Source organism: Endozoicomonas sp. NE40 (genome assembly GCF_040549045.1).
Classification (GTDB): Bacteria; Pseudomonadota; Gammaproteobacteria; order Pseudomonadales; family Endozoicomonadaceae; genus Endozoicomonas_A; species Endozoicomonas_A lisbonensis.
Window position 1 is genome coordinate 4,362,899 of record NZ_JBEWTB010000002.1, and the last position, 17,888, is coordinate 4,380,786.

Here is a 17,888-nt window from a genome sequence, read left to right on the forward strand (position 1 = left end):
CTGGCGGGGTGAGTTACGTAAAAATTCACCTGTTAATGAGTATGATAAAACGATAAAAGAGACTGGTTTTCAGGTGCAGAGTGGTCGATAAGGTGTAAACCAGAGAGGTGTTTTGATCAGTGTTGGTACCGGACAGGTTCGGGTTAAGTCATAAACGAACCTGTTCGGTTGATATTTTAAGACGGCCTCTAAGCGAGCAAGCGCTCTTTCAGACCTGAAGAACGGTGTGTCGGTCGTGCAACAGACTGGTTAAAAACAGCATCTGTCGTAAATAGTTCCAGCTCTTTTTTGGCACGGGTAATGCCTGTGTATACCAGTTCACGGGTCAGTACCGGATTGATTTTATCAGGCAGAATCATGGCGGTGTGGGCAAATTCAGAACCCTGGCTTTTATGGATGGTCATGGCATAGACGGTTTCGTGTGCGGGCAGACGGCTGGGTAACAACTCTTTCAGCGAGCCGTCCGGCAACTGAAATACCACCCGCAGGCGATCATCAGCGCCAGCCAGAGTAATGCCAATATCACCATTGTATAACCCAAGTCCGTGATCATTACGGGTGATCAGAACCGGTCTGCCCGGGTACCACAGGGTTTCCCGTTCAACCAGGCGGTGGCGGGCGAGAGCGCTGCGAATTTCAAGGTTTAAACCTTCAACGCCATAGGCTCCTTCCCGCAGGGCGCACAGCAGACGGAACCGGTTAAAGGCTGCCAGTATTTGCCGGGCTGGTAAGCCTTCTTTTATTGCCTGCAGATAAGGACGGTATTGATCGACACAGAGTTGCAGCATGGTTTGATAACCGCTGTCGTTCAACAGGTGACGCCGGATATCGTGGAAACCGGCTTCCCATACGGCTTTAGTGCTTTTGACCTTTCCCCCGTTGACAGCGGTTGCCAGCTGACCAATACCGGAAGAGGCATCGAACCGGTAACTTTTCTGCAACAGACAGAAACAGTCGTGAATGCTGGCATCGGTTTCCGGCAGTTCTGTCCTGAGGTCATAACCGGTTAACTGCTGCAACTGCTTTTGCTGCCTTTCGGTATACGTGTTGCCTGCAGCCGCACAGATATCACCCAGCACACTGCCTGCATCCACCGAGGCCAGCTGATCACGATCACCCAGTAAAATAATCCGGGCATCTGTGGGTAAAGCGTCCAGCAGACGGTTCATCATGGGCAGATCCACCATGGACGCTTCATCGACAACCAGAATATCCAGATGTAAAGGGTTATCCCTGTGGTGGCGGAACTCTGTGCTGTTGGGGATAACGCCGAGCAGTCGATGAATGGTGCCTGCCTCGCTGGGAATATTACTGCGAACGGTTTCGCTGCAGTGCAGTTTTTCCAGTACACCGCCAATGGATTCGGTCAGGCGTGCGGCGGCTTTACCTGTCGGTGCCACCAGTCGTATAACCGGTACCTTGCCTTTAGTTTGCTGTTCCAGCTCAACCAGCATGGCCAGTAGTCGTGTGACGGTAGTGGTTTTGCCGGTTCCCGGCCCACCACTGATCACGCTGAAGGATTGGGTGGCGGCCAGGGCGGCTGCTACTTTTTGCCAGTTCAGGCAGGCGTGTTCGGGAATCAGGTTGTCCAGGTTTCTGAGGTCATTACCGGAGCTTGCCTGTTGAATGATCTGCCCGATAGCGTTCCAGTCCAGCCCGTCCGGTTTTACGATATCGAGCCATTTAACGACGGCTGCCCGTTGATTGGGTTCGCTCTGAAGGCTGTTCAGCAGCAGGTTGTAATCTCTCTGAAACAGCCGGTCGAGAATGGTTCGGATTGTGGCGGGTTCAACGTCCCTGGCTGTTTTGTTTCTCAGAATTTCTGCTACCCGATGTTCAAAGTGCCAGTAACGATAGAGGTACAGGCGATTCCGGTTCAGTACCAGTGGTGTCGGAGTGCTACCTTCAGAACCATCGGAAACCAAACGGGAGCCTGATAACTGTTCCTGCCAGTTGCCGGACGCCAGCAGTGGTTCAAGAGACTGTAACGCTTCCCGGTCAATGCCAAACAATGTCTGCTGTTCAATGTCTTCCAGTGACAGACAGACATTGCCGCTGGCCAGTTCATGGCTGACCAGCGCGCCTGCCAGAACTGTTAAAGGCTCTCCGCCCATTTCCTGCAGAAAGCGGGCAAACTGGTAATCCAGCGCCCGGATGGAACCGGCTGTTTTCAACTGCCCAAGGGTTTGCAGTACCGGAGATTGATGGGTTGTCATTATTCGTCCTCTCCAGTCAGCTTACCGGCAAACAGGTTGTCCATGGCTTCAATCAAAGCCTGTTTCGGGCGGGTGTCGTAAATACCGTGACGGTCACTGTCATTGCTCTGCACCCCCCTGAGAAACAGGTAGATGACACCGCCAAAATGCTGTTCAAAATCGTAGTCGGGCAGCCGGGTTTTCAGCAGGCGGTGCAGCGCAAGGCTGTAAAGCTGGTACTGCAGGTCATAGCGATGCTCAATCATCATCTGTTCCATACGGGCGCGACTGTAATCACTGTATTGTTCCCCCAGCCAGTTTGATTTGTAGTCAAGAACGTACCAGCGTCCCTGGTATTCAAACGTCAGGTCGATAAAGCCTTTTAACATGCCCTTCAGGGTGCTGAAAGCCAGGGGCGCGGCTTTGGCTGAAAGCGGGTCATCTTGTTGCAACAGGGAGTTCAGTTTGTGAGCCTTGAGCTCGGACAGTGGCAGATAAAATTCCATTTCCACCTTGCGGGCCTCTTCCGGCAGACTGCGCAGAGTCATCTGCTGACCGTCCAGAGGCGCATCCAGACAGTTAGTGAGCATGGTAACCAGGGTGTCGCACCACTCTTCTCCCAGACCTTCCAGTTGCAACTGTTCATTCACAAACTGCGGCATCTGTTCCGGCGTTGAGTTCACCGGCGTCAGTCGTTCAAACAGAGTGTGCATGAATGTTCCGGGTCGGGCACCTTTCGGGAAGGTAAAAATAGAATGCTCAACGGCCGGGGATTCCGGCTTTACGGCAGACTCTTCCTGTACTTCCATATCAATGCCCGGCTGTTCGTCGCTGGCGCTGGTATGGGGCTGGCCTGAGTTGGAATGCGCTGTTTTTGACAGTGCCGAATAGCTGGTCATCCACCAGTCTTTCTCTATGCTGCCCGTAAAGCTTTTCGCCACCAGTGTTTCAGTATGATCGTCTACTGGCTGAAAGGCAGGCAGTTGCTCCAGAGGTGGTTCGTACACATCAATAAACGCATGTTCCTCGTCCATTGCCTGAAGGCGGGCGGTCAGGTCTGACGGTTTAATGGTGTCGCCTTTGTCCAGTAGCTTGCCAAAAGCGCTTTTATGCAGGTCAGTCACCGGGTCTTTGCCTGAAGGGCCTTTTTTCAGGGGTGCCACGCCGACATAGCAGCAATGCACCGACCGGGTCATGGCTACGTACATCAGGCGAAGGTCTTCTGCCAGCCGTTCGTGGTCGGCTTTGCTCAGGGCGTCCGGATCACCGGACAGGTCCAGCTGGGTTCTGCCTTTGTTCTGATCGTGAAAAACCGGCTCTGTGGCAGCTCTATGGGAACAGGCAAAGGGCAGGAAACAGACATTGTATTCCAGCCCCTTGGATTTATGGATGGTGACAATTTTTACCAGATTGCGCTCACTTTCCAGATGCAGCTGCTGTTCATCGGAATTGTTGTCCGGACTCTGGCTATGTTCCGTCAGCCAGCGCAACAGGGCATGGGGTGTTTCCTGTTCCTGGCTGGCGCTGGCCAGCAGTTCACCCAGATGCAATAAGTCAGTCAGCTGTCGCTCACCACGGGTGCTGTCAGCCAGAAGGCGCTCAGCGATTCGGTTCTGGTGAATCAACTGACGCAGCATGGGCAGGACGCCATAGCGATCCCATAACTCTTTATAACGGGAGAACTCTTCAACCCGCTGTTCCCAGAGTTCCTCGTTCTGGTTCAACTCATCAAGCATTGATGCTGACAGAGCCAGCAGGGGAGTTGCCAGCGCCGAGCGCAGTGTGCGTTCATCGGTGGGTGCCAGACAGGCCGCCAGCAGGCGTTGCAGGTCAACGGCTTCCTGACAGTCGAACACTGACTCTTTATTACTGAGGTAGACACAGGCAATATTCTGCGCGTTCAGGGCGTCACGGATCATAAGCCCCTGTCTGCCGGTACGAACCAGAACAGCGATATCGCCTGCCTGCAAGGGCGTTTGTTCACCCTTCTTTTCAATGACGCATTCATTAATATTGGCATCGGTCAGCAGGCGGTTGATCTGGTTTGCCGTTGCCTGAGCCATAGCAGACTCATAACGGCCACTACTCACAACAGGTTTTTCATCATCCTGTTGCAGCCAGATTTGTAAGGCGGTAACGGGTTTGCCTTCCAACAAAAGGCGACTGTTGTCTGCTCTGTCTGAATGCTTGACTTGCAGGAAGGGTATATCCTCGTAAAGGAATGGATCGTCTACCTGGTCAAACAGCGTATTGACAGCGTTAATCATATTGCTGGTGGAGCGCCAGTTCGTACCCAGAGTGTAATGAGCGGATACCTGCTGACGAGCCTGCATATAGGTGAAAATATCGGCACCACGGAACGCGTAAATCGCCTGTTTCGGGTCGCCGATCATAAACAGTCCGGCGTCTTGTGAACTGCCATCGCCGTATATCTGGCTGAAAATCCGGTATTGCAGGGGATCAGTATCCTGAAACTCGTCGATCATGGCGACTGGAAACTGTTCTCGAATAGCACTGGCCAGCGTGCCGTTGATATCGTTTTCCAACGCCCTGCCAAGGTTGGCCAGCAGGTCGTCAAAGGCCATCTGGTGTTTTCGTAGCTTGAGTTCACGGACTTTTGTGCGAATCTCTTCCAGCGCCTGATCCCGGATCATGCCGCTCCAGGCGTGTTTGACCGAGAGTGGCTGTTCAGCCAGCTGGCCAATTAATTCAAAAACTTTGTGTTCAGGCGGTGTGCCAGCCTTTTTGGTGTCTTTTTTCAGAGCTTCCGGGCTGTATACCTCCCAGCCGTATTTGCTCCTTCCAAGTGATGGATTCAGGCTGCTGCTGTGAATAAAGTCATTCATGTCATCCAGATAGGTCAGAGCCTTGCTGTTCTTTTTCAGTCCGGCACCGTGCAACAGGTCTTCAATGGCCTGCTGTTCCTGCTTCCAGAGTGTCTTAACGGCAATGATCGGGTCGATATAGTTCTGTTGAAAAGATTCGACAGAATCCGGCAGGTCGCCCCGAATGACTTCCAGATTGTGTTTGCCGAGCCAGCTGCGAATGCTGTTCAGAAGGTCTGTCGGTGTATCCCAGAGGTCAAGGGTCAGGCTGGCAAGAGGTTTGTCCACGGGATAGAAATGACGACGCCAGAAGTCAGCCGCCGTCTGTTGCAGCAGGCTGGTTTCGTCGGTAATCAGTTCACTGGTGAACAGGGTGCCGCTTTCAAAGGCATGCTGTTTGAGCATTCGCTGGCAGAAACCGTGAATGGTAAACACGGCTGCTTCGTCCATCTGCCTTTCAGCAGCAAGCAACAGGGCAATGCGTTCTTCCCGACGGTCAAGGTTTGTAATCAGATTCTGAATAAATTCGTCATCAGACTGCCCGGCAATAAAATCCATGCGGGCGTCGTGCAGTCTTGCCCGAATTCGGTCACGCAGTTCTGCGGTGGCCGCGTCGGTAAAGGTGACCACCAGAATCCGGTCGGCACTGAGCGGTTCAGGGTGAGAAGAATCATCATCACCGTGCCCCAGAACCAGCCTTAAATAGAGATTGGCAATAGTGTAGGTTTTGCCGGTTCCGGCACTGGCCTCAATCAGGCGGTTGCCATGCAGAGGAAAGTGAAACGCATCAAGCTCTATGGCTGTGTTGTCTGCTATCTGGGTCTGTTCCGTCATTTTACTTCCTCCAGATAAGGCTGCATGGGTTGCATCAGCGTCTGAGCCAGCTCAGTCATGGCGTCATAAACGGGTTCCAGTGTCGGGTAACACCGGCTCATATACGCATCCCGTCGTTCACCATCATGGTTATAACCACCTTCGTAGGCGCTATAAGCCGCACTTTCCGCTTTGGCTTCGTCTGCGAATACCCAGCTCCGGGCGGTTTCCGGGAAGAATGCCAGAGGTGCTTTCTGTCCCTGCTGATACTGCCTGATCAGTTCCTGCAGCTGTTCCAGAGCGTCTTCTTTTTCGACAACCTGATAGATTATCGGTTTCTCAATGCTTAGCAGGTGGGTGATCGCCGGCTGGTCTGAACAGGCGCACAGGCACAGATGCTCTATCCAGGTCAGCATAAGGTCTTTGCCTTTGACTTTGGCCGGGCGATAGCGGACCAGGCTGTTGTTGTAAATGTTTTTCAGCCAGCCTGTCAGTTGCAGTTCACCGAGCTTCAGGTTGACCTCGACGCTTTCCTCTTTTTCATTGCCATCGGGTTTGCGGGTACGGGATTTTACCTGTTCCGACAGGTCAGCCAGACCGGTTTCCTGCTCTTCCAGAAGCAGGTCACCAAAGGCACCGTGGGGGAGCCACCCAACGGCTTTCAGGGTTCGGTACACGTCATCGGTATGACCCTTTTCGAGAAGGTCGTCAAGAACCCGGAGCTTCAGCTGATAAGCGTCCAGTCCACCTATGATAAAGGGTTCCGTTTCCTCCAGAGCCTCATCACTGTCCTCAAAAAACACCTTCAGGCGACGGTTGCAGAAACTTTTGCAGGGGTTTCTGTAAAAACGCAGCAGCTCGCTGAGTTCCAGCACATCCTGTCTGTCCTTTTCTTCGGGCAGGGCTGTGTCTATAAAGGCGGTGGTGTTTATTTCATCCCGTCTGGCTGCCGGTAGCCATTCTCGGGCATAACTGAACAGAGGATTATCCGCTGACTGCCTGTCGGGCAGGAAGTTGCCGGGGCTGAAAGGTTGCAGGGTATGCTCTGTTAACAGGTGGTGTTTGATGGAGAGGTCATTAATCGTGTAATTCTGATCAATATAATCCAGCAGCTCCGTCACCAGTACCGAAGGTACACGTTCAGTGTTGTCTTTTACACTGCGTCCGACGTAGCTGATATAGAGTTTTTCCCTGGCGGACAGTAGTGCTTCCAGAAACAGATAGCGGTCATCTTCCCGGCGGGAACGGTCGCCACGACGGGTGTGTCGGGCAATCAGGTCAAATCCGGTTGGGGCAATACTGCGGGGGTAAGCGCCGTCGTTCAGTCCCAGCAGGCAAACCACCTTGAATGGAATGGAGCGCATAGGCATCAGGGTGCAGAAGTTCACCTGCCCGGCAAGGAAACGCTGGCTGCTGCGCTGGCTGGATAAACGGTCGGTCAGATAGCTCAGCAATACCGGACGTGTCAGCGGTTCATTATAGCCAGCGTCGTTTAATTGCTGATGCAGGTTTTCAAGGCTTTCATGAACCAGCTTTAGTGCGTATTCGTCGTTTTCGTCCGCGAGAAAGAAACGTTCATTGATGTCATGAATGTAAGCCGTCCACTCTTCAATGGAGCGATCCTGTCCAAGGGTCTTTGCCAGATGGTCAGCGTGGTCAATAAATTCTGCCAGCTGACCGGCCAGACGGGCGCTCATGCCCTGCACGGCTTCAAAGGGTAAAATATTGTCGTACAGTCCACAGGCTTCCGGCATAGCGTAGCCCAGCAGCAGGCGACGCAGGCCAAACAGCCAGGAGTTGCTCTCCCTGGGTGGCAGGTCGAAGTGCGCCTGATGGTCAGGGTTAAGTCCCCAGCGAATGCCGGCTTCATCGACCCAGCGACGCAGGGTGTCCAGATCGTCGGCAGTAAGTTCGAACTGTCGCTGCAGGGCAGGGATTTCCAGCAGTTCCAGCAGTTCTGGCGCAGTGCAGCGACTGTTATCCAGATCCAGCAGATGCAGCAGTCCGGACAGTATCGGATGTTCATTACGGGCGCTGCGGTCCGAGATAGAGAAGGGGATGCGGCGTGGATCGTCCGGGTTCTGGCTGCCAACACCACCAAACACCGCCTGTATCCAGGGGCTGTACTGGTCGACATCGGGCAGCATGACCACCACATCCCTTGGCGTCAGTTCGGGATTTTGCTCGAACAGTGCCAGCAACTGATCGTGCAATACTTCCACTTCCCGGAGCGGGCTGTGGCAACTGTGTACATGCAGGGACTGGTCAGCAGGGTTGACCGGCTGTTTGTCGGCAGGTTCTCTTAATTCCAGAATATCGTTTTGCAGGCTGTGTAGCAGACAGTTGTGATTACCGTCGACAAAAGCACTGATCTCAGGAGCGTTCAGATCATGAAGCTGATGCAGGTAGTCTCGCCCTAATTTACCCATAGAGCCCAGCAGGGGGTTACCGGAAGCGTTCGGATCGCTCAACGAATTGCCCGGGGATAACCCTTCACGGGTGAAGTCATCCTGTCTGCTGGCACTGACCGCAGGCAGCGAGTGAACCAGCTGGTCAGAAGTAAACTGTTTAGCAGTCATGCGCGCCAGGTATTTGGGGTCTTTCTCATCGCCCCAGTAGTAACGGCAGGGGTTGCACACCAGCATGTGAACATCGGTCTGTTCGCCCAGGGCTTTTAAGGTCTCAACGAAATGTGGGGGCAGGGCGGAGATGCCAAAGACGAACAGGCGTTTAGGAAGTTTGTGCTGATGGTTGCCGTTATACAGTTCTTCCAGGAAGCGGTGGTGCATATTGGCACGATGCCAGTAGTTTTGCCCCAGGCTTTCGGTTTTATTCACTAATGCCCGCCATAGCTCCGGCTGCCAGGGTTGTTCAGAGGCAACGCTGTCCGGGCTACTTCCCTCTGTTGTCCGGTCTTTTGACCACTCTGCAATCCAGTCGGGGCGATACACCAGGTACTGGTCAAAGGTGTCGGCAACTTTTTCTGACAGCTGAAACAGACGTACACCGTCTTTGTCATCTTTCAGGTACTGCCTCAGGTCGGCAAAGCTGTCCCGGTCGATCATCTCTGGCAACAGCGTCATGATCTTCCAGGTCATGGCTTCTTTGTTGAAAGCTGATCGCCCGGGGACATCGGGCAGAACCTTGATAAACATATCCCAGAGAAAGCTGGCAGGCAGGGGGAATGCGGTGGCTGCTGCAATGCCAAAGCCGTCAGCCAGTGCCAGACGCAACCACTGGGCCATGCCGGGACTTTGCACCAGTATCTGCTCATCTTCTAAGGGATTGGACTGAGGGTCTCGCCGGATTAGCTCGACCAGCAGGTCTTTCAGCACATCAAGCTGATTGGAGTGGTAGATAGTGAACACTTTGTTTATGACAGTTTTCTGTTGGATTGCTGAAAATGGGATCATTCAACAGCATGGACTGTCAATAGAGTTACATCAAGAGAGTTAGGTCAAGAGAGTAGCATCAGGAAAAGAGTTGCACGGCAGGGCTATCAGGCCCGGCCGTGTCGATGCAGGGCGCTCATCATGTTACGCTTCTGCTTTTTCTTTCTGGCGGCAGGTTTGCCGGTGTAGTTGGCCAGGATTTCGTTTTCTGCTTCCTGCAGTTGCGCCATGTTTGGTTTTATTTTTTCCAGATAACGCTGACCAGCGCCATCCTTGATGTTCAGCTTGCCGCGCAGGCTGGACATTTGCTCCATCAGGTTTGTGGCTTCCTTGATGGCGCTTTTGCCTTCATCAACGGTTTTTCGGGCGTTATCTTCAGTTTCGCTGTCCATAGTGCCTGTTCCTGCAGTTCATAGCTAATTTTAGCAGTCGTGGCGAAAGCGGTTCTTATCTCAGGGTGCTACGGCATGTAAGGCGCTCATCAACAGTGTAACGAAGAGAATCTTGTACCCTGCTAAATGGCTGTCTGCGTGGGAAGACAGCTGGTTTGTTAGTGGGTATTGGCTGCTGTGACCATTGGGCGACAGGACTGCACTGCTGGGATGAGTACGGTTGTACTTATCCTGGAAAAGCTGGTTAAACAGGACCATTTCACCGCTGTTGGCGGTATGAGCTTTATACGCAACCAGCGACTCGCCAGGTTCGGGCCTGATAATGGTTTCGCCGTTGTAGCTGCCAAAGTTCTGCTTCAGTGTGCCTGTTTCAGTATTAATGGCGAAAACGTTCAGTTGCCTGGTTATTTCAGGGCGAGGGCATAGTTTGACCAGATAGCTATAAAGATCGGTGTCAATGGAATCAGGCAGTCCCAGCCATCTGGCATCAAAAATCTGGTGTTCGTCAGTCAGTCTGGCCTGCAAACTGAGACTGGCTTCAAACTCGACATGGTAGCCCGGGGGGAACGGCTGGTTCAGTTGTGATGAAAGCTTTTCTACTCCTTTACGAAGGACTTCCATCATATCGTTACACGCCTTGCTGAATTCACGATTATCGATGGATTCATCCATTACCACCAGAAGACGGTTCTGATCCGGCTGGAGCATTGCATAACGGGTTGTCAGTTGTCTGAGTGCCTCTCCGGTAAGACTTAAGCGACCATTGTCGCCGAATGAGTGGTCATCTTTTCCGGTGCGTGTGTGCAAGGCATAAACAGTCGACTCTTTGTTAGCGCTGAATGGTGACTCCAGCTCTCCTGTCTGGTTGGGGGACAGCCGCTCGATGTTCACCAGCAGGCGCTCTCCTGAAGATGTAATTGAACGCAGCATGTGGCGTTCTTCTTGTCCGTTTATTTCCCGTCTTCCGGATGTGCCAAATGTGGGATTAAGGGCCCCGGTTGTGCGGTCGAATGAGTAAACCACTGTTGCATTCTTTATATAGGGAACCGCTGTGGTATTTTCATCCACTCCCATCAAGAGTGCGCCATTGCTGGTCAGCGTCATTGCCCTGATTTTGTTGTTGTGGCCATAATGACTGGTCAGCCAGGAGGCTTCACGGGTGCAGTCAAAGGGTGCTTCAATCTGACCGGTGATAAGGTTGACTTTGCAAACTGCTATGCGGTTACTGTATTTTTTTTCTGCCAGACTGTTCGGATCTCGAAATGAAGCCCCGATGTACAGATTGTCTCCATCCAGAACGGATTTTCCTATGTAGCCTTTAGTCTTCTCGCTACTGAGGCTTAGCTGTCCGGATTCGGCGAAAGAGGTATCGGGCTGTCCGGTCTCAAGATCAAAGGCGTAAATACGGCTTCCTTCAGAATAAAGGTTCGCTGTCACCAGAAGCCTGTTGTTGTGGATCAAAAGCTTTTCGGGTAGGTAGCTGTATTGCTCTGCAGGTAAACTCAGCATGCCATTACTGGCAAAAGAGGTATCTATTTTACCGGATAACAGCCGGAACCTGAGAATATGAAGTTTCGGTTTATCGGGTGTGTCCTTTAACGACCCAAGGATGACGATGTAGAGACTACCATCTTTGGCAATACCTCTGGCGCTATCAACTTTCGAGAATTGCTCCAGTGCCACATCGCCATTGTTACCAAAAGTGGTCAGTGGACTGTTTCTGGTAAATGTCCGGGCAGTAAGTTGTAAACGTCTGGAACTCTCCTGATACGATGGACCCGATGTGGTGACGTACAGCACCATGTCCTGCTCCTCGAGTACGATGATGTCTTCAGGCCAGACAATGTTGTCATGGCGGGGCGAGGCCGTGCCGGGAGTGGTCTCCGTCTGACTGGGATTTTTACCCAGAGGTAAAGCCATTGAGATCGGTGTCAGAAGCAGGGACAGAATCAGAACCGGGGTGACGTGATATAGCAGGCGGTTGCAAATTCTTGCGAATAATACCTGCATAAGGATGAAAGTATTGTGCATAGTCACTGACCTCTAGGTGGCTTTGCAGACTTTTTGTAGCTTTACTGTCTGGCTTAACCCATGGGTTTGGAGTGTCGAGGTGCAAACAACGCGATCAGCTTAGTCGATAAAATAGTGAACAGCTATTGATTCCTGTCGATCATGTCGGGGTAGTAGGTTTGTTTGTATAGCTTGTGAGTTTGTACGGTCGGTGGTAGCGGATTTCGCCTATTACGCAGTGGTTCTGCCAGAAAAAAACAGTACAATAGAGCGGCTTTCCTGCAAGGTCATTCTGGACGGTTATGTCTTACGCCCCACACAAAAAATTCTTTCTGCTATTGACTCTGATACCTCTGCTGCTGATGCGACGCCTGTCTGTCTTCTGTGTAAAGCAGGAACCGTCAAAAGGATTTGCTTTGTCCACTGTTCTGGTCCTGACACTATCGCTGCTGCCCTGGCAGTCCGTTCAGTCTCTTGAAGACAGCACCTATTTCTCACCGCTGAAAGTCGCTTACCTGACTGATGACGTTCCCTGGAGCTTTACCAACGCTGCAGGCGAGCCGGATGGCATTATGCTGGATGTCTGGCGTGCCTGGTCCAAAGCGGTAGGTATTCCACTGCGTTTTTATCCCATGAGCCGGGAGCAGGCGATACGTCGTTTAAAGGACAGTGATATCGATCTTATTGCCAGCCTTGGCCCTGAAAGCAGGGTGCAGGACAGCAAGCTGGAACTGCAGGAAATGCTGACAACCCGACCTGCTTTTTTTGTCCGGAATGACCTGGAAGAAAAAGCCCTGATGGAAACGCTGACGGCTTATGAAGTGGGTGTGGTCGACGATGGTGTGAGTGCAAATCTGGTTAAATCCCAGTATCCGGAAGCCAGTGTCAGGTTATACCCATCGCTGGATGAGATGATCAAAAGCATTTCCAACCGTGAGCTGGTCGTCTTTTTTGGCAACAGCGATGTTTTGAGGTATTACCTTAGTGCCAGGGGAATTAATGTTGACTTTACCATAGACACAGAAGCCAAGTATCCGGCGCAGGGGCTGGTTGCTGCCATTGACCAGAGTCGTCTGGCGCTTCGCTCCCTGATTCAGCGGGGGCTGGATGAAATCAGTAAGGAGAGCTGGGAGGAGCTATCGCAGAAATGGTTTGGTGTCTCTGCCCAGGAAGAGAGTCTGGTGATAGCCCTTGGCAGTAATACTGCACCACTGTCTTTTATTAATGCGCTGGGGCGCCCTGCGGGGATGTTTGTCGATATCTGGCGGCTTTGGTCCCGAAAAACGGGCATGCCGGTACGCTTTCGTATGGGAGAGCGGGATGAGAGTATCCACGACCTGCGCACAGGCAAAGCCGACTTCCATGGCAGCTTGTCACCATCCCGTGCTCGCAGTGAATGGTTACGTATGTCAACGCCTTATTACGGCCTGGTATCAAGGCTCTACTTCCGCAATAAGCCCGGTCAGCGGGACCCGGGGGCAGACCTGGATAACCTTAAGATCGGTGTGGTCAGTAAATCCAGTAATGAAGAGTTCCTGAATACCTGGTTTCCGGACGCCATTACTGTTCCGGCAGACAATGTGTCCCGCCTGATCGAGCTGCTGTTTCGTGGCGAGATTGAAGTCTTTCTGGCGGAGCCTGAAGTCGTGGAGTCAGCCCTGAGTGCCTCGGGGTTGGTGGGTGAAGTGTCCTCCAGCAAATACATTAATATGAACGAGGCCGTTGCTGCCGCTGTACTGGCAGAGCGGGGGGATGAACTGCTGACCCTGATTAATAAAGGCTTAAACAGTATCACTCCCGATGAGTTTCGTGCCATTGAAGAGAGCTGGATTCCCAATAGCGATAACCGCTATTTCAACCGTCCAAGAGCTGCCGTCAACCTGACGGAAGAGGAGCGACACTGGCTGGCCCAGCACCATGTGTTGCGTACTGTGCTGAATAACAATAATCCTCCGTTGTCGTTCAAAGATGAAAATGGGGACTATCAGGGGATTGCGGTAGACTTCATGCGGCTGATTGAGGAACGGCTGGGCATTACTATCCAGATTGAGGAGAGTAATAACCTGAGCGAAATCCTGGGCCGGGCTTATCGTCGGGAACTGGACATATTGCCAATGATTCAGCGTACCGATGAGCGGGCGCGTTACCTGGACCTTACGGCACCGATCTTTACTGTACCCACGGTTATTCTGGCTCGCAGCTCCGATACATCAATCCGGTCGCTGTCTGACCTGAAAGGAAAAGACGTTGGGTATATCCCTGGCAATGCATCCTATGAATATTTCCGGGAGCGTATGCCGGAGATTGACTTCAAGCCGGTACCTTCTGCGGCCAGTGGTTTAAACCGCATTTCTACCGGTTCTCTGGATGCCATCATTCTCAACCTTGCAACCGCCAGCTATCAGCTGGAAAGGCTAAAACTGACCAATATCCATATTGTTGGCGAGGCCGGGTATAACTTTGAATACACCACTGGCAGCCGTAATGACTGGCCAGTGCTGAGCAGTATTCTCGATAAAACTGTCAACTCTTTCACCAGCGAGGAGCGGTCTGCACTGCAATCCCGCTGGATCAGTGTCAGTACCATCAGCTGGGCGCCGGACAAGGAGCTGTTTATAGGTCTGTTGCTGGTGGTGGTCACCCTGATACTGATTATTTACTGGAATCGTCGTCTGACTCTGGAAATAGCCGATCGTGAACGGGCAGAGAAAGAGTTAAAAGCCCGTGCCGACCTTGATCGGCTGTTCAGTAATATTTCACGACAGTTTATGGATAATTCGGTGGATGACTCCATCGACTTTTTCCTGAAAAGCGTTGGTGAAAGCCTTGGGTTTGAGAGTTGCCTGCTGGTGGTGGGCAGTCACCCAAAAGCCAGCATTGAGCACTTCTGGTCCCGGCTGCCATCGTTTGACCCCGGTGCCTACGCCGATGCCAGCCGCTATCGAAATAAAAGACTATCTGCATCTACTGGGTGATGACATCCTGTATGCCAGTGATAAAACCGATAACTCCAGAATGCCGGATGACTGTAAAGCCATATGGGACGCGCAGAAGATAAAGAATGTTGTCTATGTCCCCATGGTGCTGTTTGGTGATGACGTTGGGGGGGTATGTCTGCTGAACCGTGACAGCAGTACCCTGCCTCAGGCCGATGAAATTGAATTGCTGCGCCGGGGTGGTGAGCTGATTGCCGTAGCACGAGCCCGGCAGCAGGCCGATGATGCACTGAGACAAAGTGAAGAACGTTATGAACTGGCGATGGATGCTGCCTCTGATGGTCTCTGGGACTGGGATATTACCCATGAGCGTATTTACCTGAGTCCAAGATACCAGGCCATGCTGGGTTATCAGCCGGGTGAACTGGGCAATACACCAACCGCCTGGCGTCGTCAGATTCATGTCGATGACAAGCAGGCGACACTGGACTTCTTTAACAGCCAGTTCAGCCATTCCGATGAAAGCTTTCAGTGTGAATACCGCATACGCCGCAAGGATGGCAGTTACGCCACGGTGCGCAGTAAAGGCAAGGTAGTGTTCCGTGACAGCCGGGGTATGCCACTGCGGGCCGTTGGAACGCTGATTGACATTACCGAGCAGCGGATTCGTGAACGGGAGTTATCCATGGCGCGCTTCTCGCTGGATAATGCCGGTGACCATATCCACTGGTTCCGCCGGGATGGTTCCCACAAGTATGTCAACGAATCCGTATGTAAGGTTCTGGGTTACAGCCATGATGAAATGATGGACATGACCATTATGGATATCAATCCGGCGGTGACGGCCAGTTCATGGAGCCGGTTGTGGGATCAGCTGACCTTGCGCAAGGCACTGACCTATGAAACATTGCGCAAGACCCGGGATGGTCGTGTATTTCCGGTGGAAGTGACAGCTAACTATATGGAGTATGAAGGGGAAGGCTTTCTGTTTGCGACCGGTCGGGATATTACTGACCGCAAGCAGGCGGAAGAAGCATTGCATAAAGCCAAGGAAGCGGCGGATCAGGCTAACCAGGCCAAGAGTAATTTCCTGGCCAATATGAGCCATGAGATCCGGACACCAATGAATGCCATCATTGGTCTCAGCCATCTGGTTCTGAAGACCGAAATGAGTAACAAGCAGAACGATTACATCAGCAAGATAAAATCGTCTGCCCATGCCCTGCTGGGCATCATTAACGATATTCTCGATTTTTCCCGTATTGAAGCAGGCAAGCTGAATATGGAGTGTATTGATTTTGATCTCGGGGATGTTTTTGAGGACCTCTATAATGTCGCCATCGTCAAAGCGGATGAGAAAGGCATAGACCTGAGTTACGACATCGCACCGGATGTGCCAAGGCTGCTGAAGGGGGACCCGCTTCGCCTTGGGCAGATACTGCTGAACCTGACCCATAATGCTGTAAAGTTTACCCAGGAAGGGAGTGTTCAGGTGCGCGTTAAGCTGGAGTCCGGCGATGACGAAAACGTCCGGCTTGGCTTTGAGATAGAAGACTCGGGTATTGGTATCAGTCCTGAGCATCAGTCCAGACTGTTTGAATCATTCTCCCAGGTTGATGGATCGACTACCCGCAAATTTGGAGGCACCGGTCTGGGTCTGGCTATCTGTCGCAGTCTGGTGGAAATGATGAATGGCAAAATCTCTGTGGCTTCCGAACTGGATGTTGGCAGCACATTCAGGTTCTCTATTGATCTGGGGCGTGGCGTTTCGCTCAAATCTTCCGCCTCTGCCCTGGTGGGTTCGAAAGTTCTGGTTGTTGATGATAAAGACGATGCCCGGGCGCTGTTGACCAGTCACCTTGAGGTGTTTGGCTGTCATGTGCTCGTGGCTGAAAACGGTCAGCAGGCACAGGCACTGTTGAAAGAGCACAATCTGCAGGGAGATGATCTTCAGGGAGGCGGTCTTCAGGAAAACAAGCCGATTACTCTGGCGCTGCTGGACTGGCGTATGCCCGACATGGATGGCCTGGAGCTGGCAGAACATATACGAAATATGAATCTGCCTGTTTGTCCTTCACTGATTATGGTGTCCGCTTACGGGCGTGAAGAAGTGATGGCCAGGGCGACCGGCCGGGTGGATGCTTTCCTGATCAAGCCGGTCAGCAGTTCTGTGCTGATGGAGACCATGCTGCGGACACTGGATCGTCAACAGATGTTGTCCCGCAGGGATTCCGGTCTGGATGAAGCCGCTGACAAGGCATTCAGAGGTCATGTGTTGCTGGTAGAAGACAATGATATCAACCAGCAGGTGGCCCGGGAACTGCTGGAAGGTTTCGGGCTGCAGGTGTCTCTGGCTGATAACGGACAGAAAGCGGTTAACGCCGTTGAGCAGCATCAATATGATCTGGTGTTTATGGATATTCAGATGCCGGAAATGGATGGCTATCAGGCGACCCGGATCATACGTCGACTGCCCGGCAGGAGCGAACTGCCGATTGTTGCCATGACGGCTCACGCCATGACCGGAGACCGGGAGCGCTGTTTGCAGGTGGGTATGAATGACCATATTGCCAAGCCGCTCGACCCCAAAGAGTTGAGCAGTAAGCTGGAGATGTGGCTGCAGCAGGCAGCCAGAACAGAAAATGTTGTCATTGATGTGGAACCGGAGCGGTCTGAACCAGACGCTGCGGATTCTGATGCAAAGGGCGAAAAAGCGGGATTGCCTGGTATTGATGAAGAAGAGGGGCTGGCCCGGGTGATGGGCAATCGCAAACTGTATGATCGCCTGCTAAGGAATTTTTATCAGGATCAGCATACCGACTGGCAGGAACTGGAGAGCTGTCTGGAACTGCAGGACTGGAAAGGGGCTCGTTTCCTGACCCATGGACTGAAAGGGGCTGCGGGAAGTCTTGGGGCTAAGGATCTCCATAAAGCAGCGGGTGCTGTTGAGGCTGAGCTGCGCAGCTCAGAGCAGCGACCTTCCGATGCTCTGCTGGAAACTCTGCGTGACCGGTTTACCGAGGTGATGAGTGGACTGAAAGCCTTCAGGGCAGAGGCTGAACCAACGCCTTACAGCTATGGCGAAGGCATGGTGGAAACCGAACGTCTGTCGTTCCTGTTAAGCCATATGCAGACTCTGTTGCAGGAAGGTGATGCGGATGCTGCAGACTCTCTGCCTGAACTGGTGCGCGGGCTGTCAGGCATGGTGAAGCAGGACCAGCTGGATGAACTGTGCAGGCGGGTTGAGAATTATGACTTTGATGAAGCAGGGCAGGTGCTGGACGAGTTGCAGGAAGAGCTGACCTTATGAGTGGAAAAATGGTGG

7 protein-coding genes are annotated in these 17,888 nt (G+C 52.5%); 2 read left to right on the forward strand and 5 right to left on the reverse strand.

Features of this window, described 5'->3' with window-relative positions; all coding sequences use genetic code 11:
• Positions 1 to 188 precede the first annotated feature (188 nt).
• The 5 genes from recD to V5J35_RS20840 all read right to left on the reverse strand — a co-directional run bounded on the left by recD (position 189) and on the right by V5J35_RS20840 (position 11,648).
• Entirely contained in the window at positions 189 to 2,216 is a 2,028-nt protein-coding gene (gene recD / locus V5J35_RS20820; RefSeq protein ID WP_354008977.1) for an exodeoxyribonuclease V subunit alpha, read from the reverse strand.
• Entirely contained in the window at positions 2,216 to 5,854 is a 3,639-nt protein-coding gene (recB, locus tag V5J35_RS20825; RefSeq protein ID WP_354008978.1) for an exodeoxyribonuclease V subunit beta, read from the reverse strand. The genes recD and recB overlap by 1 nt, the downstream gene beginning before the upstream one ends.
• Entirely contained in the window at positions 5,851 to 9,246 is a 3,396-nt protein-coding gene (gene recC, locus V5J35_RS20830) for an exodeoxyribonuclease V subunit gamma (protein ID WP_354008979.1), read from the reverse strand. Before recC ends, recB begins: the two co-directional genes overlap by 4 nt.
• 86 nt (positions 9,247 to 9,332) lie before the next feature.
• Complete coding sequence (locus V5J35_RS20835) at positions 9,333 to 9,617, reverse strand: hypothetical protein (RefSeq protein ID WP_354008980.1); 285 nt, start codon at positions 9,615 to 9,617, stop codon at positions 9,333 to 9,335.
• 60 nt (positions 9,618 to 9,677) lie between these two features.
• Positions 9,678 to 11,648: a hypothetical protein gene (locus tag V5J35_RS20840; RefSeq protein WP_354008981.1), complete on the reverse strand. Its 1,971-nt coding sequence runs from the start codon at positions 11,646 to 11,648 to the stop codon at positions 9,678 to 9,680.
• Between the two features lie 281 nt (positions 11,649 to 11,929).
• On the opposite strand from V5J35_RS20840, the gene V5J35_RS20845 reads away from it, so the two are divergent.
• Both V5J35_RS20845 and V5J35_RS20850 read left to right on the forward strand, forming a co-directional pair.
• Complete coding sequence (locus tag V5J35_RS20845) at positions 11,930 to 14,602, forward strand: transporter substrate-binding domain-containing protein (protein ID WP_354016489.1); 2,673 nt, start codon at positions 11,930 to 11,932, stop codon at positions 14,600 to 14,602.
• Complete coding sequence (locus V5J35_RS20850) at positions 14,556 to 17,873, forward strand: hybrid sensor histidine kinase/response regulator (RefSeq protein WP_354016490.1); 3,318 nt, start codon at positions 14,556 to 14,558, stop codon at positions 17,871 to 17,873. The genes V5J35_RS20845 and V5J35_RS20850 overlap by 47 nt, the downstream gene beginning before the upstream one ends.
• Positions 17,874 to 17,888 lie beyond the last annotated feature (15 nt).